Consider the following 22,810-nt stretch of genomic DNA (forward strand, 5'->3'; position numbering starts at 1 on the left):
GACCGGCCGACCATCCTGCACGCTCGCGTCGCGCCGCGGTTTAAAACGATCGTTAACGACTGCATGCGTAAAGCCCCGGTTCGCGGCAAGACCAGGGGGTTGGCGCATGGTGCAAATTTCGATCCGATTGGCTTTCGTGCTGCTTGCGGTATGGGCCCTGGCGCTCGCGCCGGGCGCCGTTCGGGCGCAACCGACGGAGCAGGCACCCTCGCGCGCTTTCCTCGTCACGCCCTTGAGCTTCGTCAAGGAAAGCGATCTCGACTTCGGACAGATTATTCCGGGCAACACCGACGGGACGGTGGTGATGGATTCGACCGGGGCGGTGACCACGACGGGCGGCGTGATCCAGGTCGCCGGAACGCAGAACCCGGCCCGTTTCTGGGGCTATGGCACCTTCAACCAGCGCGTGCTCATCAATGTCGATGCCAACTCCTATACGCTGCGGCGCGAAGGCGGGACCGAGACGATGCTGATGGACCAGATCCTGATCGGCAGCCAGCCGCCGATCGTCATCAGCACGCGTCCCCGCCGGTTTCGCATCATTAACCCGGACGGCTATTTCTCCTTCACCATGGCCGGACGGCTGCAGGTCGCCTCCGACCAGGCGCCGGGCGTCTATTCGGGCGAGTTCACCGTCACGCTCGAATACCAGTAGGGGCACGCGCCGGGCTGCTCACCGCAGGTTCAGGCGGGGCCACTATGCTTTGCCTGTTGTAAGCTGCCGTTTGAGCCTCGCTCCGTGTCCGCCACGCCGTGAAGGAGACCGTCCATGTTCGCCCCCCGTCCAACCAGAGCATTCGCCGCCCCCGTCCTGGCCGGTATCGCTACGCTCGGGCTCGGCGCGCCGACGGCAGCGCTTGCCGATGAGGGGCAGGCGGAAGAGGCGGACCAGGTGGAAATGAGCGAGGGCGAGGAAAAGCTTGCCGAACTCCTTGAAGGACGAGTCGCGGGCGAGCCGCAAAACTGCATCAATACGCGCCCCTCCGGACTGCAACTGACCGTTATCGCCGACACGGCCTATGTCTATGGCCGCGGCAATACGATCTACGTCCAGCGTACCATCGATCCCTCATCGATCGGTCGCAACGACGTCATCGTTACCCAGCGTTTCAGCGGGACGCGGCTCTGCCGTCTCGATTTCGCCAATTCGATCGATCGGATCACCGGATTCTTCACCGGCCCGGTCCAGTTCGACTATTTCGTGCCTTACACGAGGGTCGAAAGCGACGGCTGATCTGCGCGTTGCTTCGCCCGGCGCGTCCAAACTCCTGCCCCACAGATCTATCGAAGAGCGATAAGCGCGCGTTTCGCGCCGGAGCTCCTCGAGCGATATGCCGCCAAGGAGACGATTCGGGTTCAAGGGCGACGCCGCACTTCGGGAAACTTCGGGCGAGCGGCCTAGCGAGAGACCTATACCGCCTGCCGGGTGACCGCCTATCACCCCGTCCATGTTGCTGACGGCATCGTGAGCAGCATCGCGACCGGCCCGCCATCCGAGCAGGCTCGCTGCGATAACAAGGAGGGGCCACAGCCAATCCGCAAACGTCAATTCCACGCCATTCCCCTTGCGCCCCCGGCATCGGATGGGCGGGGGCGCCGTCAAAGATCCAGTCGTCCAGCGAGGCTGCACGCAGCCTCCCTGCCGCGCGCCTTGCCGGAGCGAAGCGATATCTAGCCGATCCGCCCGGCGTTCCTATTCGGGTGGTTACGTAATTGTGCTCTAGGTGCCTTACCCGTCACCATGTCAACGCGGCCTTACAGCAGTCGTTCTACCGGGACCGGACGCGGCAGCGCGCGCCTCAAGCGGGCACTTCCTCGCGGTTCATCGCATTCATCCGCGCAAGGATATCGTCCGCCTCGCGCATGATCCGGTCGATCAGTTCCTTGCAGGTGGGCACGTCGTTGATGAGGCCGGCGACCATGCCGCAGCTCCATGCACCCTTGTCCATCTCGCCTTCCATCATGATCGAAGGGTATACGCCTGCGACCTCGGGCAGGATGTCCTGGATGGTGAGCTCGTCGCCCAGATCTTTTTCCTTCTGCAGCAGCCGCTCGACCGCGTCGTTGTTGAGCACGCGCTCGGTGTTGCGCAGCGGGCGCATGACGAGCCGCGTGTCGAGTTCGCTCGCCTCGATGATCGCCTGTTTGACGTTGTCGTGCACCGGCGCCTCTTTCGTCGCGATAAAGCGCGTGCCCATGTTCATGCCTTCCGCGCCCATGGCGAGCGAGGCGACCAGGCTGCGTCCATCGGCCATGCCGCCGCTCGAGACGAAGGGGATCTCCAGCTCGTCCGCCGCGCGCGGGAGCAGAATGAAGTTGGGCACATCGTCCTCGCCCGGATGGCCGCCGCATTCGAAGCCGTCGACACTCACCGCGTCGCAGCCGATAGACTGGGCCTTGAGGCTGTGCCGCACGCTGGTGCATTTGTGGATTACCTTGATCCCCGCGTCCTTCAGCGCGGGCAGCACTTCCTGCGGGTTGCGTCCCGCGGTTTCGACCACTTTCACACCGCCTTCGATGATGACCTTTACCAGGCCCGGATAATCGGGCGGCGTGAGACTGGGCAGGAAGGTGAGGTTCACGCCGAAGGGCTTGTCGGTCATGTCGTGACACCGCGCGATCTCGTTCGCCAGCTTCTCGGGCGTCCCCTGCGTCAACCCGGTGATGATGCCAAGGCCCCCGGCATTGGAGACCGCCGCCGCCATTTCCGCAAAACCGACATAGTGCATGCCGCCCTGGATGATAGGATGCTCGATGCCGAACATTTCGGTGATGGCGGTTTTCATGTGGGCTCTCCTCTGCTGGTTCTGGCGCGAAGACCCCGGTTGGCGGCCCACGCAATTGCGCGTAGCCTTAGACAACCGACCCGCATTGACAAGGATATCGCAAGCGCATGGTGTCACCCCAACAGCCCATCGACAGCCCCTTCGGCTACCGTTCCACGGCACGCGAAGTGGTCGCCGATATCGACTTGTCGGGGAAGCGGGTGGTGGTGACGGGCGGTTATTCCGGCATCGGCACCGAGACCGTGCGCGCACTCGCCGGGGCCGGAGCCGAGATCGTCGTCGGCGCGCGGCGGGTGGACCAGGCGGAGGACGTGCTGAGCGGCGTGGACGGCACGATTGCGGTCCTGCCGCTCGATCTCGCCGACCCTGCCACGATCGACACATTCGCCGCCGAGGTGGCGCGAAAGTGGGATCGGCTGGACATCCTCGTGAACAACGCCGCGATCATGGCAAGCCCGCTGATGCGCGAAGAGCGCGGCTACGAAATGCAGTTCGCGGTCAATCATCTGGGGCATTTCCAGCTGACGGCGAGGCTCTGGCCGTTGCTCGCGGCGGCGAACGGGGCGCGGGTGGTGTGCCTGTCCTCGATCGGCCATCGGCTGCATTCGCTCGATCTGGACGACCCCAACTGGGAGCGGCGCGATTATGCCAAATGGCCCGCCTATGGCGCCGCGAAGAGCGCCAATGCCCTGTTTGCACTGGAGCTCGACAAACGCGGCGAGGCGGGCGGCGTGCGCGCCTTCGCGGTCCATCCTGGCGGCATCGCCACACCGCTGCAACGCCACCTGACGATGGAGGAGCAAAAGGCGATGGGCTGGTACGACGATGAGGGCAACACGCATGAGAGCTTCAAGTCTCCGCAAGAAGGCGCGGCGACCAGCGTGTGGTGCGCCGTCTCCCCGCTGCTGGCCCGCATGGGCGGCGTATACTGCGAGGACTGCAACATCGCTGAGCCGGTTTCGGCCGACAGCAAGGGTCGCTCGGGCGTCTTGTCGCATGTACGCGACGAAGACCTGGCGAAAGGACTTTGGGAGACCTCCGAGAAACTGACCGGGGCGACCTTCCGCCCCTAGTCACGTTCGATCGGGCCAGTCTCGCACAGGTCACTGACGGTGCAGATATCGCATTTCGGAATGCGCGCGCGGCATACGCGCTTGCCGAATTGAATCAGCCAGAAATGTCCGTCGCGCATCGCCCATTCGGGGCTGCGCTCTTCGAGCTGCTCAGCGGTCTTCTCGGCTGTCTTCGCCTTGGTCAGCCCGATCCGGTTGCACACGCGGTGGACATGCGTGTCGACCGCGATGACCTCCTCCCCGAAGGTGAAGCTCATCACGATGTCCGCGCATTTGCGCCCGATGCCCGGCAGACTCATGAGCCCTTCGCGGGTCGAGGGGACGACGCCGTCATGCTCTTCGAGCAGCGCGGTGCAGAACTTGCGGATGCTCTTGGTCTTGTTGTTGTAGAGGCCACAGGGCTTGATCGCTTCGCGGATCGCGTCGTCCTCAAGCGCCAGCATCCCTTCGGGCGTTGTCGCCAGCTTGAACAGCGCCTTGGTCGCGGCGGCGGTGTTGCGGTCGAGCGACTGCGCGGAGAGCATGCAGGAGATGCAGGAGCGAAAGGCATCGGGCTGGCCCTTCGGCCCCTTGGCGTTTTTCGTGCGCCCCGGCATCGCCTCGGCAAGACGGCGGTAGACCTCTTCAACCTCTTTTTCATCCAGCATGAGTGAAAAGCGCTCAGCCGGCTGCGGCGGTTCCCGAGTCGCACCATTCTCGCACCGGGCATTCCTCGCAATGCGGTTTGCGCGGTCGGCAAGTGGTCTGTCCCAGCGCTTTCAGCAGCAGGTGATGTTCATCCATATCGGCCGCCGACCATTCTTCCGGAACCGCGGGCATGAGCGCGTCATAGGCGCGCGCGGTGTCGGCCTTGGGCGGCACGATCCCGGCGCGCTGCATGATCCGGCGGTGATGCCCGTCAATCACCATCGCGCGGCGATCGAAGGTGCTCGCATTCATCACTCCGGCGGAGATCTTGCGCGCGACGCCGGGCAGCTGTTCGAGCCAGGCCATCGCTTCGTCGGTCGGAAGGTTTGAGAGATGGCGCAGGTCGACGCTCGCGCGCGCCTCGATCACGGCGTTCAGGCAATCCTTCAGCCGCTTTGCCGCAACGCTCAGGAAGGTCTGGCGCCGCAATCGGTCTTTCAGATCGCCCACCGGCGCTGCCGCGACCGACTCCCACGACCCGTATTCCGCGAGCAGTGCATCGGTCGAGGCATTGGACGCCGCGGTCTTGGTCTGAGCGCCGATCACGCCGTGCACCAGCACCCATTCGGGGACGCGGCGCTTGTCGGGCGGACGCACGATGCGCCCGAACCGTTCGATCAATGCGGCTTGGATCCGCCGCAGCCTTTCGGTGCGATCGTCGGGGCCGAGGGGCAGTTGCACGTCCCTCCCCGGACCCTCGCGATTACTGCCGCAGCTGTCCGCGAATGGCTCCGGCGGGATATTCGGCGGTGTGGACGTTGACGTAATAGTTCTCCAGACCCTCGTCGAAGGCCTGTTGGACCCATTCGGTCTTCGAGCTGCAGCCGCGCCAGCCGCCTTCGGTCGCCTGGCTGAAGGCGAGCACGACGGGGCCGTCGGTGCCTGCCGCGCCGCGGTGGATGTGCGCGCCGGTGATCGGGCCAAGCCCTTCGAGGTCGTTCAAATCCCAGCACACGCGCGTCAATTCGTCGGCAAAGCTGACCTCGGCGGTTCCCGAAGCGTCGGGGTCGCCCCGATGCACTTCGTTCGCGCCGCTGAGCTCGGCGGTGTAGGTGGTCGAAATCTGCTCGGTATAGGCTTCCTGGATGGTTTCGCAGCCGGCGAGCGGCATCGCGGCGGCGATCAGGACGAGGGCGGGAATACGCATCGGGCTACCCTTTCATTGCGGCAGGATACCCAACCAACGAGCGCGCGCCCGCGACGTTCCGTCTCTCGCCCCTGCTGCCCCTCGCGCCCCTAGCGTTCGAAAGCCAGGCTGAAGGTCACGGGCACGACCGGAGTGATCGAATCGAGCCCGGCAAGCTCCTGCAATTGCGCCAGCCCGTCGAGCAGTTCGAGCTGTCCGGCATCGACGATGATCGGTTTGTCCGAGACCGCCAGAACCCGGTCCGCCGAGGTCCGCGTGACCGTGACGTCGGCCTGGAACGGCGCCTCGATCCCGCGCAGCGTCAGCGTGCCGTCGAGCGAGGTCTGCGTCGCCTCGCCCACGCCCAGCGCTTCGAAAGCGGCGGGGTCGATCTGGGCGGTGACGGTGGCCGAAGGATTGTCGGCGACGCCGAAGAAGATGTCGCGCATTCGCTCGTCGCGAATATCCACCCCGGTCGAGACGCTGGACAAGTCGATCTCGATCGTCGCCGCGCCCTCCTCGCTGACGCCGCCGGTGACGTTCTCGAAACTGTTGGTCTCGCCTATCGCGCCGCCCTTGATCGAGACATAGGAAAGCTCGGACGCCTCGCTGTCGATGGTCCAGGCGGCATCGGTGAGCGCAGCCGGCGCGGCCTGTTCTTCCGAAGCGCAGGCGGCGAGTGCGATGAGGACCGCGGGGGCGAACAAAGGTCCTATACGGAGGCGGGAAGTCCTAATCATACAGCTCTCCATGCTCGCTAAGTTGCTGTTCGACGCGTATCGAGACGTACGGTGCTTGCCAATGGGTTCTGCCTAGGAAGCTGTGCTCTAGTTGGCGCTTAATCGAAAAGCCTTTGCTTCTTTAGCGAAGGTCGAGTCAATTAATCGTTCGTCGCATAAGAAGAACTCACCGCCTTGAGACGTTCCGATCGATGCAAATCGCTTGTGCAAGTTGCCCTCAGCTTCATCTGCATCATGACCTGAGCGATATGGCTGCGACTTGACACGAAGCTGCCATCTCATTTTCGATGATGGCGGAAAACCGATGTTCAATGCTGAAAGTCGCGATTGAAGGTTGTTCGTCCTTCCGACCTTTATGAGCCGCTTTTTTATTAAGTCGTACCTGCTAAGCCCGAGCATTGTCTCCAAGGAACCTGAAAGTTCAAAGATATAAACGAATGTTTCGCCATCTCTATATTCGGACTTTCTGAATCCATAAGATGGCTTTGGACCGTAACTAACTTTCCATTCTTCGAGAATATCGGTCTTTCGCGCGACATCAGTTCGATCGATTGGCTCCTCACCAAACACATTTATTCGCGTAACTCTCAGCCTTGAAATTCTCGCAGCCTCGCGTTCTGAAACAAGCTGGCCATAGCTCGCAAGGGATTGACCATTGCTGCCCGTGTAGGTTTCTGGAAGGAGGTCAGCAACACCAATGCGCTGATCAATCCGCCATGCTTTTCGGACCGGAACTGCGAAACACCAAGAGTCTTCTTTACCGAGCCGCACCTTCTCTTTCAGACTTTCGGGAGAGATTTTGTCGATATCCCGAATCTCCGTAGGCTCAACTTCGAGAATGCCGAGCAACTGTTTCCTATCTGAAGCTGCCGTGTTTTTGACATCGGCTCCATACACCAGAACCAAATCGCCAACTCGATACTCGTTGAGGAAACGAGAACGCCCGCCTTCAAAGGTGAAGCCGTAATAGCCTTCATGTTCCGGATCAAATCCCCAGAATGCAGTTAACCAAAATCGGGGGAAATCGTTCATAGCGCTCACTCCCACTCGATCGTGCCCGGCGGTTTGCTCGTGTAGTCGTAGACCACGCGGTTGATCCCTTGCACTTCGTTGACGATGCGGGTGGCGACCTGGGTCAGGAAACCGGCGTCGAAGGGGTAGACATCCGCCGTCATACCGTCGGTGCTGGTGACGGCGCGAAGGCCGCACACACTGTCATAGGTGCGCCCGTCGCCCATCACGCCGACCGTCTTGACCGGGAGCAGCACCGCAAAGGCCTGCCAGATCGCATCGTAGAGCCCGGCGCGGCGGATTTCCTCGAGATAGATCGCATCGGCCTTGCGCAAAATGTCGCAGCGCTCGCGCGTCACCTCGCCGGGAATGCGTATTGCAAGGCCGGGGCCGGGGAAGGGATGGCGGGCGACGAAGGCCTCGGGCAGGCCGAGCTCGCGGCCCAGTTCGCGCACTTCGTCCTTGAAGAGTTCGCGCAGCGGCTCGACGAGCTCCATGTTCATGCGTTCGGGCAGGCCGCCGACATTGTGGTGGCTCTTGATCGTCACTGACGGTCCGCCGGTGAACGATACGGATTCGATGACGTCGGGATAGAGTGTCCCCTGCGCGAGGAAATCGGCGCCGCCCACCGCTTTCGCTTCCTTTTCGAACAGGTCGATGAAAGCGCCGCCGATGAATTTGCGCTTCTTCTCCGGGTCGGTCACGCCGGCCAGGCCGGAGAGGAATTGCTCCTCGGCGTTTACATGGACGAGCGGGATGTTGTAGCTGTCGCGGAAGAGGGCGACGACCTGCTCGGCTTCGTTCATGCGCATGAGGCCGTGATCCACGAAGACGCAGGTCAGCTGGTCGCCGATCGCCTCGTGGATGAGGACCGCGGCGACCGCACTGTCGACCCCGCCGGAAAGCCCGCAGACGACGCGGCCATCCCCTACCTGCGCGCGAATTTCCTCGATTTTGGTCTTGCGGAACTCGGCCATCGTCCAGTCGCCCGCCAGGCCGCAAACATGGCGTACGAAATTGGCGAGCAGCTTCGCGCCGTCGGGCGTGTGAACGACTTCGGGGTGGAATTGCGTGCCGTAAAACCTGCGCTTCTCGTCGGCGATCACCGCGAAGGGCGCGCCGTCGGATGTGGCGACGATCTCGAAGCCGGGGGCGAATTTCGTGACCTTGTCACCATGGCTCATCCACACCTGATGCCGTTCGCCCTCGTGCCATAGCCCGTCGAACAGCGCGCATTCCTTGGTAACGGTGAGATAGGCCCGCCCGAACTCGCCGCCTTCCCCGGTCTCGTGTCCCGGACGAACTTCGCCGCCAAGCTGCTCGCTCATCACCTGCTGGCCGTAGCAGATGCCGAGGATCGGCACGCCGGCTTCGAAGAGGCCGTGCGGCGCTCTGGGAGAGCCTTCGTCCGGCACGCTGGCGGGCGAGCCCGAAAGGATGATACCTTTGGGATCGAGGCGCTCGAACGCCTCCTGCACCATACTGAACGGCGCGATTTCCGAATAGACCCCCGCCTCGCGGACACGCCGCGCGATCAATTGCGTCACCTGGCTGCCGAAATCGACGATCAGGATCGTGTCGGGGCGGTTCGATTCGGACATGTCGCTCGCTGTCATGCGGCCCGGATTAGGGCAGCGGGGAACGCGCTGTCCAGCACGCGCAGACGGCATCGACGAGGGTTTTGCGTGGACTGCGCGTGGTCAGGCCGTTGGGCGCGCAAACGGGGGCGGGATGGAGTTGGTCGGAGCAAGCCTGCCAGCCACGCCGTTAGTTGCATATTTTTCAACGTAGCTGCGGATTTCGGCATTTGTGTTTGATGCAATCGAACATCATTTGGAGTTCACGGCGGCGCGGCACGTATTCCCCCTCTCTCCCCCGTGTCGCGCGCTATCCGGGCGATGCCCCCGCATTCCGCCCGCGAACTGCCAGCAATGTTTGGCAAGTACCGGGGGCGCGGTCACTCCGATCTTCCCCCCCCCTTGAGGGGTGGCCGCGCCTCCCAACTCTTTCGGGCATAACATCCTGCCCACGCTCCTTGCCGTGTGGTTAGGCCTGCCTTTATCCCATCAATCGCTGTGCCCGATCGCGCAATTCGGTCTTGAGCAGTTTGCCGATATGGCTGCGCGGCATCTCCTTGATTGCGTGGAGCGTGCTCAACCGCTGCGTCTTGCCAAGCCGGGCGTTGACCGCGGCGAGAATGTCCTCGGTCGGTCGCGCGTCAGCACCGAGCACCGCGAACCCCACCGGGGTCTCGCCCCAGCGCTTCGATGCGATGCCGACGACGGCGGCCTCCACAACGTCCGCTTCCTGTTCGAGCGCCGCCTCGAGGTCGCTTGGATAGATATTGAACCCGCCCGAAATAATCAGGTCCTTCGCCCGGCCCACCAGCTCGACGAAGCCGTCCGCATCGACCCGTCCGATATCGCCCATGCGCATCCAGACTTCGCCCGTTTCGGGATCGGTCCACTGCGCCTCGTCGGTTGTGTCGGGACGATTGCGATAGCCGCTCATCATGGTCTGCGAACGTCCCACCAGATTGCCGGGCGTGCCGGGCGCGACCTCGCGGTCCTCATCGTCGAGCACTTTCAGTTCGCTGCCCGGCGCGGGGCGCCCGACCGTGTGCAGCTTGCCTGGAAATTCGTGGGCTGCGAGCAGGCACACCACGCCGCCCTCGGTCATCGAATAGATCTCGATCAGCGCGCCGGGCATCCGCTCCAGAACCTCGCGTTTGAGCGCAGGCGAAAACGGCGCCGAGGTGCAATATTTGATCGTCAGCGCCGAAAGGTCGTGATCGTCGAACCCCGCATGGTCCATCAGCCGCTGATATTGCACCGGCACCAGCATCGTCACCGTCGTCCGGTCCGCGCTCGCGTGATCGAGCCAGCGCGCGCAGTCGAACTTGCCCATGATACGCACCGTTCCGCCCGCAAGCAGCGGGGCGAGGAAGGCGACCATCGTCGTGTTCGAATAGAGCGGCGTCGAGGCGAGCGAGCGCACGTCCAGATCGGCGGCGAGGTAGGACAAGGCGGTCGCGGCGAATTGGCGCCAGCGCATCTGATGCGAATGGACGATGCCCTTGGGGATGCCGGTGGTGCCGGAGGAATAGATGATGTTGAACGGATCGCCGGGCGCGGGATCGTAGTCGGGCGCGCGGGCGCCGGGCGGGGCCATCCAGCTTTCGATATCCTCCAGCGGGACGCGGATCAGGTCGGCGCCGATATCCGCGCCGAGCTCCGCCGCCTTGCCCGCATCGATGAAGAGATGCCGCGCGCCCGAATCCGCCGCCATGCCCGCAAGCTGGTCGGCGCTCGCGCTAGTCGTGAGCGGTGCCGCGACCCCGCCTGCACGTATCGCAGCGAGGAAAACGAGCGCGTAGTTGATCGAACTCGTGCCCAGGATCGCCACCGACTGCCCGCGTTCCAGCCCGGTTTCCACCAGCCGCGCCGCCAACCGCTCGATTAGCCCGATCAGCTCCGCCCAGGCGCAATCGCCGCGATCGTCGATCAGCGCGATCGCATCAGGCTGTATCCGCGACCAGTCGCGCAGGATCTCGGGAAAGGAGCCGAAGGATTCGGCGAGCTTGGCGCTCATCAACTCGGCGGCGGCGGCGCTGGGTGTTTCGATCGTCATCGCGGTGGTTTTACCTCGCCGCGGGCGCGCTGCAATGGCGGTTTCTTTACCCGTGCCCTCCGGAATGCGATGACCGGGTTCGAACAGGCAAGGGACCGGGAAAGAACGATGGTGCGAAAGTGGAACCGGGCAGCGTGCGCGCTGATATTGATGGCTGGTGCGGTGGCAGCGCACGCCGAGGAAGAGGCACAACCGGCCGAAGGCGAAGCCGGCAACCCCCGTGTGCTTGCCATCCTCGCGCATCCCGATGACGAAATCGTCATGGCGCCGGTGCTCGCCCGCTTGGCCCGCGAAGGCGGCGAGGTCGCGCTGGTCTTCGCCACGAGCGGCGATGCCGGTCCCGGCGTCAGCGGCATGGAACCGGGCGCGGCGCTCGCGGCCCTGCGCGAGGATGAGGGGCAATGCGCGGCCACGGCGCTCGGCGCCGGCGAGCCGATTTACTGGCGCTTCAGCGATGGCGAATTGGGCGAGGGCGCGCGCAATTCCCAGGACACCATCCGCAGCCTCAGCGCGCGCATCTCGGCGCTTATCGCCGCGCAGAAGCCCACAACAATCCTGACGTGGGGCCCGGACGGCGGCTATGGCCATATCGACCACCGGATGATCAGCAATGCGGTGACGCAGGTGGTCCAGGAGGAGGGGGAGGACCGCCCCGAACTGCTCTACGCCGCGCTGCCGACACCGGACGAGACCGCGGTCGGCCTGCCCGGTTTCGAGGATTGGGCGACGTTGCACCCCTCGCTCGTCACCCATCGTCTAAGCTACGCCGACGCCGATCTGGCCTCCGCGGCGGCGGCACTCGACTGTTATGGCAGCCAATTCGATCCGGCGATCCGCGCCGCTTTGCCCGGCCTCCTCCACCAGCAGGTCTGGCGCGGCACCGTCGCTTTCCGGTCGGCCTTCGGCGAGGCGGAATAGCGCCGCGACGCCGACTATCGGCGGCTCGTTCACATTGGCTCCACCGCTTCCGCATGGCCGCACCGCGCCATTCGTCCCCCCATACGCGGTCCCGGTGGAAAAGCGGGGGTGAGAGCCGGCTCGCGATTTGGGTTTCGGCGCCAGCACGCCTATATAATTGGCATGGAAGATACCCCCGCACAGCCGACCGGAAATACTCGCCGAAACGGCGAATATGGCGCCGATTCGATCAAGGTCCTCAAGGGCCTCGACGCGGTGCGCAAGCGCCCCGGAATGTATATCGGCGACACCGACGACGGGTCGGGCCTACACCACATGGTGTTCGAGGTGTCCGACAATGCCATCGACGAAGCGCTGGCGGGGCATTGCGACCTCGTCCTGATCGAATTGAACCCCGATGGCAGCGTAAGCGTCGAGGACAATGGCCGCGGCATTCCCGTCGACATGCACAAGGACGAAGGCGTCTCCGCGGCCGAGGTCATCATGACCCAGCTGCATGCCGGCGGGAAGTTCGAGAACACCAGCGACGACAATGCCTACAAGGTATCGGGCGGGCTTCACGGCGTCGGCGTCTCGGTGGTCAACGCGCTCAGCGAATGGCTCGAACTCACCATCTGGCGCGACGGCAAGGAGCACTGGATGCGTTTCGAGCACGGCGATGCGGTGAACAGCCTCGAAGTGAAGGGCCCCGCGCCCAAGGTCGATCAGAACCCGGACGATAACGGTTTCAAGAAGGGCACGCGCGTCACCTTCCATCACTCGAACGACACGTTCAAGAACGTCACAGAATACGATTTCGACAAGCTCGAACATCGCTACCGCGAGCTCGCCTTCCTCAATTCGGGCGTGCGCATCCTGCTGCGCGACAAGCGGCACGAGGAAGTGCTCGAACACGACCTGTTCTACGAGGGCGGGATCGCTGCCTTCGTCAAGTATCTGGATCGCAACAAGGAAGCTCTGATTGCGGAGCCGATCTCGGTTTCGGCGGAGAAGGACGGCATCGGGATCGACGTCGCGCTCGAATGGAACGACAGCTATTACGAAAACGTCCTAACCTTCACCAACAACATCCCGCAGCGCGACGGCGGCACCCATCTCGCCGCCTTCCGCGCCGCGCTGACGAGCACGCTCAACAATTATGCCGAGCGTTCCGGGCTGCTGTCCAAGGCCAAGGTCTCGCTTTCGGGCGAAGACATGCGCGAGGGGCTGACCGCGATCGTCAGTGTCAAGCTGCCTGACCCGAAATTTTCCTCGCAGACCAAGGACAAGCTGGTCTCCTCCGAAGTGCGCCAGCCGCTGCAATCGCTGATGGGCGAGAAAATGAACGAGTGGCTGGAGGAGAACCCGGCCGACGCCAAGGCGATCGTTCAGAAGATCGTCGACGCCGCCGCCGCGCGCGAGGCGGCCCGGCGCGCGCGCGAGATGAGCCGCAAGGGCGCGATGAGCGTTGCCAGCTTGCCCGGCAAGCTCGCCGATTGCCGTGAGCGTGATGCGACCAAGGCCGAGATTTTCCTGGTCGAGGGGGATTCCGCCGGCGGCTCGGCCAAGGGTGGGCGCGACAGTCAGTACCAGGCGATCCTGCCGCTGAAGGGCAAGATCCTCAATGTCGAGCGTGCGCGGTTCGACCGGATCATCTCGTCCAAGGAAGTCGGCACCCTGATCCAGGCGATGGGCACCGGCATTCGCGACGAATTCGACCTTGAAAAGCTGCGCTATCACAAGATCGTGATCATGACCGACGCCGATGTCGACGGCGCGCATATCCGCACGCTGCTGCTGACCTTCTTCCACCGCCAGATGCCCGAAATCGTCAAGGCAGGGCATCTGTTCATCGCCCAGCCGCCCCTGTTCAAGGTCGCCAAGGGAAAGAGCGAGGTCTACTTGAAGGACCAGGCGGCGCTCGATCGCTACCTCGTCGATGCCGGACTGCAGGGCCGCGTGCTCGAAACGGGCGGCGGCGCCCGCTCGGACGCGGATCTGCGCGAGTTGGTCGATCAAGCGCTGCGTCTGAAGAACATGATCGCCTTCGTGCCGCGGCGCTATGACAGCGCAATTATCGAGCAGATGGCCCTGTCGGGCGCGCTCGAACCGTCGCTCTCCGATGCGGACCGCATGGCTGCGCTCGAACGCACGGCGGCGAAGCTCGAGGCGGGCGACGGGGAGGCGCGCTGGTTGGTGCGGAGGCTCGAAAGCGGCATGGTGCAGTTTTCGCGCGCCTGGCGCGGGGTCACCGACGTGCACGAGATCGAGGGCCGCTTCCTCGCCAGCACGGAAGGCCATAAGCTGCACCAGATCGCGGCGCCGCTGGCGGAAACTTTCGACGGTCCGGTGCGCCTGGCCAAGGCCGGTGATACGCCTGATGAGGACGTGCAGGACGATGCCGATGCCACGGAGGCGGAGGCCGATAACGGTGATGCGACCGCATCCGATGATGATGCGATCGCGCGTCCGAGCCAGCTGCTCTCCGCGGTGCTCGCGGCGGGGCGCAAGGGCCTCTCGATCAGCCGCTACAAGGGTCTGGGCGAGATGAACCCCGAACAGCTTTGGGAAACGACGCTCGATCCCGAAAACCGCATCCTGCTTCAGGTCAAGGTCGAGGACGCGGACGTCACCGACGAGATCTTCACCCGCCTGATGGGCGACGTCGTCGAACCGCGCCGCGAATTCATCCAGGATAACGCTCTCAGCGTCGCGAACCTCGACGTCTGACGCGCGCAGACCCCGGCCTATCGTCGCCTCTTGATGTTTGACGGGCGAAGCGCGACATCCGAATTCGCAATGTCGACGATCGAACCGCATGAAAAATCCGCGCTGGAGCATTGGAGCTTCCTGCTGCTCGTCGCCATCGTGTCGATCCTGTTCGTCTGGGTCACCTGGCCCTTCGTCGGGCCGGTCATGTGGGCGGCGCTCGCGGCGATCATGTTCCACCCGCTCTATCGCTGGTTACTCGTGCGCACGCGCGGACGACGCAATCTTTCCGCGACCCTGTCACTGCTGACGATCTTCGTCGTCGTCCTGCTGCCCGCAGCATGGATCGGTTCGATCGTGGTCGAGGAGCTTGCGCGCCTGATCGAAACCCTGCGCGAAAACCCGATCGACATCGCCGTGTGGTTCGATGCGATCATGCAGCGGCTTCCCGCTGCGCTGCGCGATATGGCGGTCGAGAACGGCTGGAACAATCTCGCGCAGGTGCAAGATCGGCTCGAGGTGATGCTCGGCGAAAGCGCCGGACTGATCGCGCAGGAAGCGGTCGCGATCGGCAGCGGCGCGCTCGAATTCGTGCTGAGCTTCGGGATCGGGCTTTACGTTCTGTTCTTCCTGCTGCGCGACGGGCGGCGGATCGGCGACGCGCTTACCCATTTCGCCCCGATCGAGCACGATATCGCGCAGCGCCTGTCGGACCGCTTTCTCGGTATCGTACGCGCCGTCATCAAGGGGTCGGGCGTGGTCGGGCTGGTGCAGGGTTCGCTCGGCGGGCTCATGCTGGCGATCGCGGGCGTGCCCTCGCCGCTTCTGCTGGGCGTATTGATGGCGATCCTCGCGCTGATTCCCGCCGTCGGAACGGCGCTGGTCTGGGGGCCGGCGGGCATCTGGCTGCTGATCGTGGGCGATATCTGGCAGGGCCTGTTCGTGCTCGGCGCCGGGCTCGTCATCATTTCCAGCGTCGACAACGTCCTGCGTCCGATCCTGGTAGGGCGCGACACCGGCATTCCCGACTGGCTGATACTCGTCGCCACATTGGGCGGCATTTCGCTGCTCGGCTTTTCGGGTATCGTGGTCGGGCCTCTGGTCGCCGGACTGTTCCTGGCGACCTGGTCGATCCTGGGCGAACAGCGCGCGCATAACGAGGCAGACGCCGCGCGCTACCGCACGCGCGTGGACAAGGACGGCAAGGCGCGGGGAGAGGAAGAGGCGCTGGGTGACGAGCGGAATGGAGAGGGAACCGATCGCGCCGCTTCGGATGCCGCACGCTCCGATGCCACCGAAGCACCGCCGCGCGCCGCGGCCCAGGACGCCTGAGCCACCATGGGACCGCTCGTAGAACCCGGCAGCCAGGCCGAACAGGTCGGACGCCTCATTCTCGCCGGCTTCGCCGTCATCGCCCTGCCCGCGCTGCCTTTCGGCGCCTATCTCGTATATCCCTTTGCGATCCTCACCACCTGGTTTCACGAGATGGGCCACGGCATGACCGCGCTCGTCCTCGGCCAGCAATTCGAGCGGCTCCTGATCTTCGCCAACGGGTCGGGCGTCGCGGAAAGCTATCTGTCAGTCGATGCATCGCGCTTCACCCGCGCGACGATCGCGGCGGGCGGGCCGATCGCGCCCAGCCTGGCGGGCGCGGCCCTGATCGTCGCCAGCGCCCACCGCCGCGCCTGGCGACCGGCGCTATGGCTCACCAGCGCGGCGATCTTCGCCTCGGTGATCGTCTATGTCCGTTCGCCGGTGGGCTATGCCGTGCTGCCGCTGGTCGCCGCGGGGATCGCGGTCGCCGCCTGGAAGGCGCCGCCGGGCCTGGCGCGCTTTCTGCTCCAGTTTCTCGGTATCCTCGGCGCGATGAGCATGCTGCGCGACTTCAATTACCTGTTTACCGAGGAGGCCGTGATCGGCGGGCGGCGCATCCTTTCCGACACCGGCCAGATCGAGGCCGCCTTGTTCCTGCCGCACTGGGTGTGGGCGGCGCTGATCCTGCTGGTATCCGCGCTGCTGATCGGGGCGAGCCTGCGCTATGCCCTGTCGGATCGCCGCCGCACCGCGCTTTCATCGCCCCGCCGGCCAGCCAATGTCCTGCAGTTCAAGCGAGACTCCGACCGTACGCGTTGAAACCGCGTGCGCCTATGAGGCGACCCGAATGGTGTTGATCCCCTTGGCATCGCCCCTGGTCTCGCCCGACAGACCGATGAAGACCGTGTCAATGATCCGCGCCAGCTTGTCCTCGGTCAGCTTGTCGCCGAGATAGATCAGCGCATCGGGGAGCGTGTAATTCGACACCATCTGGTTGATCAGCGACAGGGTCTCGTCGATGCTCAGCCCGGCGAAATAACCGTCGGCCTGCGCCTGCACGATGATTTCGCACAGATAGTGATCGGCAAGATCGACATAGGATCGCACCCGTTCGAAATTGGCCGCGCCCATCTCGCAGATCATGGTGAAATAGGCCGGGTCCTCGCGATAGCGATCGCGCGAGATGACGAAGCGGCTGCGGAAGAATTCGTACATCTTGCGGTTCGGCGGCAGGTCGGCGGCGAGCACCTCTTCCATGACGGCCATATGCGGAGCGAGCCATTGCTCGGCGACCGCATCGAACAGATCGTCATAATCGTCGAACAGCTGATCGAACCGGCCTCGCGACAGCCCGCTTTCGCTCTGCGCGACCTGCAGCGGGATCTCGGTGCCGCGCTCGGCGACGAGGCCGAGCACCAGCGCCGCAATCCGCTTGCGCTCTTCGTCGCGAGCCTGCTTGGTGAGGGGCATCGTATTTGGCGTTCCCTTGCGCTCGGCCCTACATAGGCGATTGGCCTGCGCGCTTAAAGGCGTGCGCGGGGAATTAGTCGCAAAGCCGCCCTCAAGCATCCTCTTCGGCGGCGATGAGGTTCGCCGCCTGCGCTTCGAGCACCTTGTAGCGATCGTAATCGGGGCGGTGTTCGCGCAGGAAAGCGGCGATATGCGTCAGATCGCGGCCGAAGCTGTCCGTGGGCATGTAGGGTTCGGAAAAGCCAATCCGATGCCGCTCAGGATCGACCCAGGTGATGACGATCGGCACCTTTGCCGCGCGCGCGATGTGCCAGAAGCCAGAGCGCCATTCGCCTTCGCTGCGGCGCGTGCCTTCGGGCGCCATGACCAGAGCCAGCCGGTCCGCCCGCCGGTAGGCGTCGGCCACCTGTTCGACGTAATTGGCGCGTTTCGTCCGGTCCACCGGCACGCCGCCCATGTCATACATGAACTGCCCCATCCAGCCTTCGAACAAGGTGTGCTTGCCCATGAAGCTGGGCTCGATGTCGAACTCCGCCGTCGCGCCCAGGAAGAACACGAAGTCCCAGTTGGACGAATGCGGCGCCCCGACGATCAGGAACTTGTCGATCTCGCGCGGCAGGCGCCCGCTGACCACGCGCCACCCCTTCGCCTTCCACGCGGCGAGCACTGCCGCGCGCATGATGCGCGACAGGAATGTGGGTTTGCGGGCGGTGTTTTGCGGCAAGGTGGTTCCCTCTCCCCGGGGCCTGCACGGCCTAGCACTTGCGTAAGGGAAAGCGAGGGGATTTCAGACGAGCAGCGGAATCGCATTGCCCCCATTGTGCGCAAGAATGGGGAGTAGCAGGCTCCCCGTCCGCTCCCTGAGCCCCACTGCGAGCAGCGAAGGCACCGCCGTCAAAGCGAGATAAATCGGTTCGAGCGCGAACCCGTCCGCCGCCGAATAGGAAAAGGCGTGCGCGAGGCCGAACACCAGCGACGACAGCAGCGCGCCCCAGCCCCATCCGATCCCGGCAAAACGAGTCCGCGAACGGAAGGCCTCGTTAAGCGCCAAAAGCAGGATGCCCCGGTAGAAAATCTCTTCCTCGATCCCGGGCATGGTCAGTTGGAAGGCAACGGTTTCCGCCGACGCTTTGCCGCCGCCGAAAACAAGCGCGATCACGACGAAGAATGCGAGATAAAGGCCTAGTACGAACACGGACGGACCCAACGAGCCTTTGGCTTGCCTCAGGGTCAATCCGCTTTGTTTCCACCCGAAGGCGGCGAGCGATGCGACCAGCAGGGACGCTGCGAGCGCCATCAGTTTGCCCTGCCAGTTCCAGTCGCTTTCCGGAAGAACCCAAGGAATCGTGCCCCATACGCGCGTGAGCATGGCATCGTTGAGCACGATCAGGCCCACCGACACCAGCAGCCAGCCAAGCGAGAAATTCCGGCGGTCGGCGAGGCCCAAGGCTAGCCCCAGAGCGAGCACTATCCCGCAAATCGCGAGAACCGAAATAACCGCATCAGGCATCAGCCGGTCCCGCTTTCGAATTTGACTGATGCAACTGAGGCTGTTTCGGTGATCACATCCTGAACACACCGAATGCCGGCCGCTCGGGGATAGGCGCTTCGAGCGTCGCGGCGAAAGCCAGGCCTAGCACGTCGCGCGTCTGTACCGGGTCGATTACCCCATCGTCCCAAAGCCTAGCGGTCGCGTAATAGGGGTTGCCTTCGTCTTCGTATTTCTGGCGGATCGGGGCTTTGAAGGCCTCGGCTTCTTCCTCGCTCCAACTGTCGGCGTCGCGGTGGACGGTGGCGAGGACGCTTGCGGCCTGTTCGCCGCCCATCACGGAAATGCGTGCATTGGGCCAGGTGAACAGGAAGCGCGGGCTGTAGGCGCGGCCCGCCATGCCGTAATTGCCTGCGCCAAAGCTGCCGCCGATCACCACGGTGATCTTGGGGACGGTCGCGGTGGCGACCGCGGTAACGAGCTTCGCGCCGTGCTTGGCAATGCCTTCCGCCTCGTATTTCCCGCCGACCATGAAGCCGGAAATGTTTTGCAGGAAGAGGAGCGGAATGCGGCGCTGAGCGGCGAGTTCGATGAAGTGTGCGCCCTTTTGCGCGCTTTCGGAGAACAGCACGCCGTTATTCGCAAGGATCGCGACCGGCATGCCCCAGATATGCGCGAAGCCACAGACGAGCGTCGAGCCGTAATGCTGCTTGAACTCGTGAAACTCGCTGCCATCGACAAGCCGCGCGATGACTTCATGGACGTCATAGGGCGCGCGCACATCTTCGGGAACGATGGCGTAGAGGTCGTCAGCGTCGAATTTAGGCGGGCGCGGGTCCTTCAGCGCGATGTCCGCCGCCGCGCCGGTGTTCTCGCCCAGATGGCTTACGATATCGCGCACGATGGTGAGCGCGTGTTCGTCATTCTCCGCCAGGTGATCGACCACGCCCGACCTTTTCGCATGCAGGTCGCCGCCGCCAAGGTCTTCGGCGCTGATCTCCTCGCCCGTCGCGGCTTTCACCAATGGCGGTCCGGCGAGGAAGATTGTGCCCTGATTGCGCACGATTACCGTCTCGTCGGACATGGCGGGCACATAGGCGCCGCCTGCCGTGCAGCTACCCATCACGCAAGCGATCTGCGGGATGCCGATTGCGCTCATATTCGCCTGGTTGAAGAAGATGCGCCCGAAATGGTCGCGATCGGGGAAGACCTCTGCCTGATGCGGCAGGTTCGCGCCCCCGCTATCGACGAGGTAGATGCAAGGCAGCCGGTTCTCCTGCGCGATTTCCTGCGCGCGCAGGTGCTTTTTGACCGTCATCGGGTAGTAGGTCCCGCCCTTCACGGTCGCATCGTTGCACACGATCATGACCTGCCGCCCCGAAACGCGCCCGATCCCGCAGATCAGGCCGGCGCCGTTGATGGCATCCTCATACATTCCGTTCGCGGCAAGCTGCCCGATCTCGAGGAAGGGTGAGCCCGGATCGAGCAACCGTTCGACGCGCTCACGTGGCAGCAGTTTGCCGCGCGACACATGCCGCTCGCGCGAACGCTCCGGGCCGCCCAGCGCGGCTTCGGCCACGGTATCGCGCAGGTCGCTCGCAAGCGCCTTGTTGTGCTCGAACCGCGCCTTCGCGTCCGGCGCCTCGCGGTCGAGCTGCGATGTGAGAACGGGTGCACTCATTGTTGCTCCTCCGCCTCTTCGGGCGCCTTGACGAAGAGATAGCGGTACACGCCGATGCAATTGATGCACAAAAGGCCCACATTCTGCCAACCGACCGCGATGCCTATTTCGCCGAGAAAGGCCCAGGCCACCAGAGCGGCCGAGCTCGTGACGAAAATCACGAAACCCCAACCGGTCCATTGTGCGCCGAGATTGAGCGAGACGATCAGGGCGGCGACCAGCCCCGATGCAGCGCCATATACCTGGAGCGCCAAAAGCAATTGCTCGCTCAAGCTGCTGCCCCGATCAACTCGCGCCCGATCAGCATGCGGCGGATCTCGTTCGTGCCCGCGCCGATGTCGAGCAGCTTCGCATCGCGCATGTAGCGCTCCACCGGCCAGTCGAGCGTATAGCCCGCGCCGCCCAGCGCCTGTACGCTTTCCGCCGCCACCTTGAACGCGCTTTCGCTCGCATAGAGAATCACGCCCGCTGCATCGAAGCGCGTCGTCTGGTCGGCGTCGCAGGCCTTGGCGACGGCGTAGGTGTAGGCCCGCGCGGTCTGCAGCGCGACATACATGTCGGCGACCTTGGCCTGCATCAGCTGGAAGCTGCCGATGGGTTTGCCGAACTGCTTGCGCTCGCGAAGATAGGGGATGACCGTGTCGAGACAGGCCTGCATGATGCCGAGCTGCAATCCAGCGAGCACCACGCGCTCGTAATCGAGCCCGCTCATCAGCACGCCGACGCCGCCATTCAATGGCCCCATGATCCGGTCTTCCGGCACGTGGCAATCGTCGAACACCAGCTCTGCCGTGGGGCTTCCGCGCATGCCGACCTTTTCGATCTTCTGCCCGATGGAAAAGCCCTCGTCGTCCTTCTCGATCAAGAAGGCGGTGATCCCGCGCGAGCCGGCACTGGTATCGGTCTTGGCATAGACGACCAGCGTATCGGCATAGGGCGCGTTGGTGATCCAGAACTTAGTGCCGTTGAGGACGTAGCCTCCCTGCACCGCTTCGGCCTTCAGCTTCATGGAGACGACGTCCGACCCCGCCGCCGCCTCGGACATGGCGAGGCTGCCGACATGTTCGCCCGAAATCAGCGGTTCGAGATATTTCGCTTTCTGCGCCTCGTTCCCCCAGCGGCGGATCTGGTTAATGCACAGGTTCGAATGGGCGCCGTAGGATAGGCCTAGCGAGGCCGACGCGCGGCTGACTTCCTCGACCGCGATGACATGTTCGAGATAGCCCAGGCCAAGCCCGCCATCCGCCTCGTCCACGGTGATGCCGTGAAGGCCAAGTTCACCCATCTCCCGCCACAATTCCTCGCGCGGAAAATGATCCTCGCGGTCGATCTTCTCGGCGAGCGGCATGATCCGTTCATCGGCGAAGCGCGCGACGCTGTCGCGGATCATCGCCGCGCTCTCACCGAGCTGGAAATCGAAATCGGGGGTGGCTCGCATAGGGGATCTCTTCGGGATTGCTGGAATAGTGGGAACACAGATGGGGTCGGATGGGCGCGATCGCCCGGTCTGGCGCGCGCCTTAGCAAGCCGGTGCGTGGAGGCCAACGCCGCTGTGCGCGCCAGCTTTACAGGAAGGAGCGCTTGGCGCGCTGTGCAATCCTCTCTAGGCTCGCTGCCCATGCGCGCATGCCCTCTCCCGCCCCTTTTATCGATCGTTCTCGCGCTACCCCTGCTGACGGCCTGCGCCGAAGAAGGCGGCAGCGCGGATAGCGATCCGTCCGCAACCGGTTTGCCGACCGGAACGGCGGAAGAGGGCGATGCGGAGCCGCAGGCTGCGACCCTGCCGATGGCTGAGACCGGCTGGCTGACCATCGGGCGCGACGGATCGGTGCAGACGACCTATTTCGATCCGGACGGCCGTTACCGCGATGTGCGCGGCGGCGCGCCCTTCGGCGAGGGACGCTGGGAACAGCGCGCCGATGGCCGCATCTGCTTTCGCCCGGAGCCGCTGGAGCCCCCGCCGCAGGAGGGCGAGCGGCAGACGGGCGACGAGGCGGGTGGCGATGGGGCCGGCGAGGCACCCGCCGCCCCCGCGCCCGCGATCCCCGAAGAATGCTGGAAGACGAGCGCGCCCGAGGCCGATGGCTCGGTCATCGCCACCAATGACGACGATCGACGCGTCGAATTGCAGCGCGTGACCTATATCGCGCCCGTCGCTGACGACGATGGCTGACTTGCAACGAAACCCGCACATTTG

22 protein-coding genes are annotated in these 22,810 nt (G+C 64.1%); 8 read left to right on the forward strand and 14 right to left on the reverse strand.

Features of this window, described 5'->3' with window-relative positions; all coding sequences use genetic code 11:
- Positions 1 to 106: 106 nt before the first annotated feature.
- Together V2I30_RS03220 and V2I30_RS03225 are read left to right on the forward strand one after the other, a co-directional pair.
- On the forward strand, positions 107 to 655 hold the full coding sequence (locus tag V2I30_RS03220) for a DUF4402 domain-containing protein (protein WP_330660625.1): 549 nt from the start codon (positions 107 to 109) through the stop codon (positions 653 to 655).
- A 114-nt stretch (positions 656 to 769) separates the two neighbouring features.
- Entirely contained in the window at positions 770 to 1,234 is a 465-nt protein-coding gene (locus V2I30_RS03225; protein WP_330660626.1) for a hypothetical protein, read from the forward strand.
- A gap of 565 nt (positions 1,235 to 1,799) precedes the next feature.
- Here the strand turns inward: V2I30_RS03225 and V2I30_RS03230 are convergent.
- Positions 1,800 to 2,786, reverse strand: a complete 987-nt coding sequence (locus tag V2I30_RS03230) for an NAD(P)H-dependent flavin oxidoreductase (protein WP_330660627.1) — start codon at positions 2,784 to 2,786, stop codon at positions 1,800 to 1,802.
- A gap of 107 nt (positions 2,787 to 2,893) precedes the next feature.
- Between V2I30_RS03230 and V2I30_RS03235 the strand changes: the two genes are divergently transcribed.
- Positions 2,894 to 3,859, forward strand: coding sequence for an oxidoreductase (locus V2I30_RS03235; RefSeq protein WP_330660628.1), 966 nt, complete (start codon positions 2,894 to 2,896; stop codon positions 3,857 to 3,859).
- Here V2I30_RS03235 and V2I30_RS03240 read toward each other — a convergent pair.
- The 7 genes from V2I30_RS03240 to V2I30_RS03270 all read right to left on the reverse strand — a co-directional run bounded on the left by V2I30_RS03240 (position 3,856) and on the right by V2I30_RS03270 (position 11,053).
- Positions 3,856 to 4,506: an endonuclease III domain-containing protein gene (locus V2I30_RS03240; protein ID WP_330660629.1), complete on the reverse strand. Its 651-nt coding sequence runs from the start codon at positions 4,504 to 4,506 to the stop codon at positions 3,856 to 3,858. The genes V2I30_RS03235 and V2I30_RS03240 overlap by 4 nt on opposite strands.
- Positions 4,507 to 4,519: 13 nt before the next feature.
- Positions 4,520 to 5,227: an endonuclease III domain-containing protein gene (locus tag V2I30_RS03245; protein ID WP_330660630.1), complete on the reverse strand. Its 708-nt coding sequence runs from the start codon at positions 5,225 to 5,227 to the stop codon at positions 4,520 to 4,522.
- Positions 5,228 to 5,249: 22 nt separating this feature from the next.
- On the reverse strand, positions 5,250 to 5,693 hold the full coding sequence (locus V2I30_RS03250; protein ID WP_330660631.1) for a CHRD domain-containing protein: 444 nt from the start codon (positions 5,691 to 5,693) through the stop codon (positions 5,250 to 5,252).
- A gap of 89 nt (positions 5,694 to 5,782) precedes the next feature.
- Positions 5,783 to 6,379 (reverse strand): YceI family protein, encoded by a 597-nt coding sequence (locus V2I30_RS03255; RefSeq protein ID WP_330660632.1) that lies wholly within the window; start codon positions 6,377 to 6,379, stop codon positions 5,783 to 5,785.
- 120 nt (positions 6,380 to 6,499) lie between these two features.
- Positions 6,500 to 7,444, reverse strand: a complete 945-nt coding sequence (locus tag V2I30_RS03260) for a GIY-YIG nuclease family protein (RefSeq protein WP_330660633.1) — start codon at positions 7,442 to 7,444, stop codon at positions 6,500 to 6,502.
- Between the two features lie 5 nt (positions 7,445 to 7,449).
- The gene (gene guaA, locus V2I30_RS03265) at positions 7,450 to 9,024 is read right to left on the reverse strand and encodes a glutamine-hydrolyzing GMP synthase (RefSeq protein ID WP_330660634.1); all 1,575 of its coding nucleotides are present in this window, start codon (positions 9,022 to 9,024) and stop codon (positions 7,450 to 7,452) included.
- Positions 9,025 to 9,481: 457 nt separating this feature from the next.
- The gene (locus tag V2I30_RS03270) at positions 9,482 to 11,053 is read right to left on the reverse strand and encodes a class I adenylate-forming enzyme family protein (protein WP_330660635.1); all 1,572 of its coding nucleotides are present in this window, start codon (positions 11,051 to 11,053) and stop codon (positions 9,482 to 9,484) included.
- 162 nt (positions 11,054 to 11,215) lie between these two features.
- Between V2I30_RS03270 and V2I30_RS03275 the strand changes: the two genes are divergently transcribed.
- The 4 genes from V2I30_RS03275 (at position 11,216) to V2I30_RS03290 (ending at position 16,792) form a co-directional block, all read left to right on the forward strand.
- Entirely contained in the window at positions 11,216 to 11,971 is a 756-nt protein-coding gene (locus V2I30_RS03275; RefSeq protein ID WP_330660636.1) for a PIG-L family deacetylase, read from the forward strand.
- A 162-nt stretch (positions 11,972 to 12,133) separates the two neighbouring features.
- Positions 12,134 to 14,680 (forward strand): DNA topoisomerase (ATP-hydrolyzing) subunit B, encoded by a 2,547-nt coding sequence (gene gyrB, locus V2I30_RS03280; protein WP_330660637.1) that lies wholly within the window; start codon positions 12,134 to 12,136, stop codon positions 14,678 to 14,680.
- 69 nt (positions 14,681 to 14,749) lie between these two features.
- Positions 14,750 to 15,991, forward strand: coding sequence for an AI-2E family transporter (locus V2I30_RS03285; protein WP_330660638.1), 1,242 nt, complete (start codon positions 14,750 to 14,752; stop codon positions 15,989 to 15,991).
- A gap of 6 nt (positions 15,992 to 15,997) precedes the next feature.
- Positions 15,998 to 16,792: a M50 family metallopeptidase gene (locus tag V2I30_RS03290; RefSeq protein WP_330660639.1), complete on the forward strand. Its 795-nt coding sequence runs from the start codon at positions 15,998 to 16,000 to the stop codon at positions 16,790 to 16,792.
- 12 nt (positions 16,793 to 16,804) lie between these two features.
- Here V2I30_RS03290 and V2I30_RS03295 read toward each other — a convergent pair whose 3' ends face one another.
- The 6 genes from V2I30_RS03295 to V2I30_RS03320 form a co-directional block, all read right to left on the reverse strand.
- Positions 16,805 to 17,443, reverse strand: coding sequence for a hypothetical protein (locus V2I30_RS03295; RefSeq protein WP_330660640.1), 639 nt, complete (start codon positions 17,441 to 17,443; stop codon positions 16,805 to 16,807).
- A gap of 91 nt (positions 17,444 to 17,534) precedes the next feature.
- On the reverse strand, positions 17,535 to 18,167 hold the full coding sequence (locus V2I30_RS03300) for a 1-acyl-sn-glycerol-3-phosphate acyltransferase (RefSeq protein ID WP_330660641.1): 633 nt from the start codon (positions 18,165 to 18,167) through the stop codon (positions 17,535 to 17,537).
- Positions 18,168 to 18,230: 63 nt separating this feature from the next.
- Positions 18,231 to 18,953: a CPBP family intramembrane glutamic endopeptidase, BDIM_20840 family gene (locus V2I30_RS03305; RefSeq protein WP_442896894.1), complete on the reverse strand. Its 723-nt coding sequence runs from the start codon at positions 18,951 to 18,953 to the stop codon at positions 18,231 to 18,233.
- 52 nt (positions 18,954 to 19,005) lie between these two features.
- Entirely contained in the window at positions 19,006 to 20,613 is a 1,608-nt protein-coding gene (locus tag V2I30_RS03310; RefSeq protein ID WP_330660643.1) for a carboxyl transferase domain-containing protein, read from the reverse strand.
- The gene (locus tag V2I30_RS03315) at positions 20,610 to 20,885 is read right to left on the reverse strand and encodes a hypothetical protein (RefSeq protein ID WP_330660644.1); all 276 of its coding nucleotides are present in this window, start codon (positions 20,883 to 20,885) and stop codon (positions 20,610 to 20,612) included. Before V2I30_RS03315 ends, V2I30_RS03310 begins: the two co-directional genes overlap by 4 nt.
- Positions 20,882 to 22,051, reverse strand: coding sequence for an isovaleryl-CoA dehydrogenase (locus V2I30_RS03320; RefSeq protein WP_330660645.1), 1,170 nt, complete (start codon positions 22,049 to 22,051; stop codon positions 20,882 to 20,884). Before V2I30_RS03320 ends, V2I30_RS03315 begins: the two co-directional genes overlap by 4 nt.
- A gap of 180 nt (positions 22,052 to 22,231) precedes the next feature.
- Between V2I30_RS03320 and V2I30_RS03325 the strand changes: the two genes are divergently transcribed.
- The gene (locus V2I30_RS03325; protein WP_330660646.1) at positions 22,232 to 22,786 is read left to right on the forward strand and encodes a hypothetical protein; all 555 of its coding nucleotides are present in this window, start codon (positions 22,232 to 22,234) and stop codon (positions 22,784 to 22,786) included.
- Positions 22,787 to 22,810 lie beyond the last annotated feature (24 nt).

It is taken from the genome of Erythrobacter sp. (genome assembly GCF_036351135.1).
Taxonomy (GTDB): domain Bacteria; phylum Pseudomonadota; class Alphaproteobacteria; order Sphingomonadales; family Sphingomonadaceae; genus Erythrobacter.

Excerpts from the sequence above, each read along its gene's own strand:
- V2I30_RS03220 (WP_330660625.1), top strand. The coding sequence starts at position 107 with ATGGTGCAAATTTCGATCCGATTGGCTTTCGTGCTGCTTGCGGTATGG.
- V2I30_RS03225 (WP_330660626.1), top strand. The coding sequence starts at position 770 with ATGTTCGCCCCCCGTCCAACCAGAGCATTCGCCGCCCCCGTCCTGGCC.
- V2I30_RS03230 (WP_330660627.1), bottom strand. The coding sequence starts at position 2,786 with ATGAAAACCGCCATCACCGAAATGTTCGGCATCGAGCATCCTATCATC.
- V2I30_RS03235 (WP_330660628.1), top strand. The coding sequence starts at position 2,894 with ATGGTGTCACCCCAACAGCCCATCGACAGCCCCTTCGGCTACCGTTCC.
- V2I30_RS03240 (WP_330660629.1), bottom strand. The coding sequence starts at position 4,506 with ATGCTGGATGAAAAAGAGGTTGAAGAGGTCTACCGCCGTCTTGCCGAG.
- V2I30_RS03250 (WP_330660631.1), bottom strand. The coding sequence starts at position 5,693 with ATGCGTATTCCCGCCCTCGTCCTGATCGCCGCCGCGATGCCGCTCGCC.
- V2I30_RS03260 (WP_330660633.1), bottom strand. The coding sequence starts at position 7,444 with ATGAACGATTTCCCCCGATTTTGGTTAACTGCATTCTGGGGATTTGAT.
- guaA (WP_330660634.1), bottom strand. The coding sequence starts at position 9,024 with ATGTCCGAATCGAACCGCCCCGACACGATCCTGATCGTCGATTTCGGC.
- V2I30_RS03270 (WP_330660635.1), bottom strand. The coding sequence starts at position 11,053 with ATGACGATCGAAACACCCAGCGCCGCCGCCGCCGAGTTGATGAGCGCC.
- gyrB (WP_330660637.1), top strand. The coding sequence starts at position 12,134 with ATGGAAGATACCCCCGCACAGCCGACCGGAAATACTCGCCGAAACGGC.
- V2I30_RS03285 (WP_330660638.1), top strand. The coding sequence starts at position 14,750 with ATGTCGACGATCGAACCGCATGAAAAATCCGCGCTGGAGCATTGGAGC.
- V2I30_RS03290 (WP_330660639.1), top strand. The coding sequence starts at position 15,998 with ATGGGACCGCTCGTAGAACCCGGCAGCCAGGCCGAACAGGTCGGACGC.
- V2I30_RS03295 (WP_330660640.1), bottom strand. The coding sequence starts at position 17,443 with ATGCCCCTCACCAAGCAGGCTCGCGACGAAGAGCGCAAGCGGATTGCG.
- V2I30_RS03305 (WP_442896894.1), bottom strand. The coding sequence starts at position 18,953 with ATGCCTGATGCGGTTATTTCGGTTCTCGCGATTTGCGGGATAGTGCTC.
- V2I30_RS03310 (WP_330660643.1), bottom strand. The coding sequence starts at position 20,613 with ATGAGTGCACCCGTTCTCACATCGCAGCTCGACCGCGAGGCGCCGGAC.
- V2I30_RS03320 (WP_330660645.1), bottom strand. The coding sequence starts at position 22,051 with ATGCGAGCCACCCCCGATTTCGATTTCCAGCTCGGTGAGAGCGCGGCG.
- V2I30_RS03325 (WP_330660646.1), top strand. The coding sequence starts at position 22,232 with ATGCGCGCATGCCCTCTCCCGCCCCTTTTATCGATCGTTCTCGCGCTA.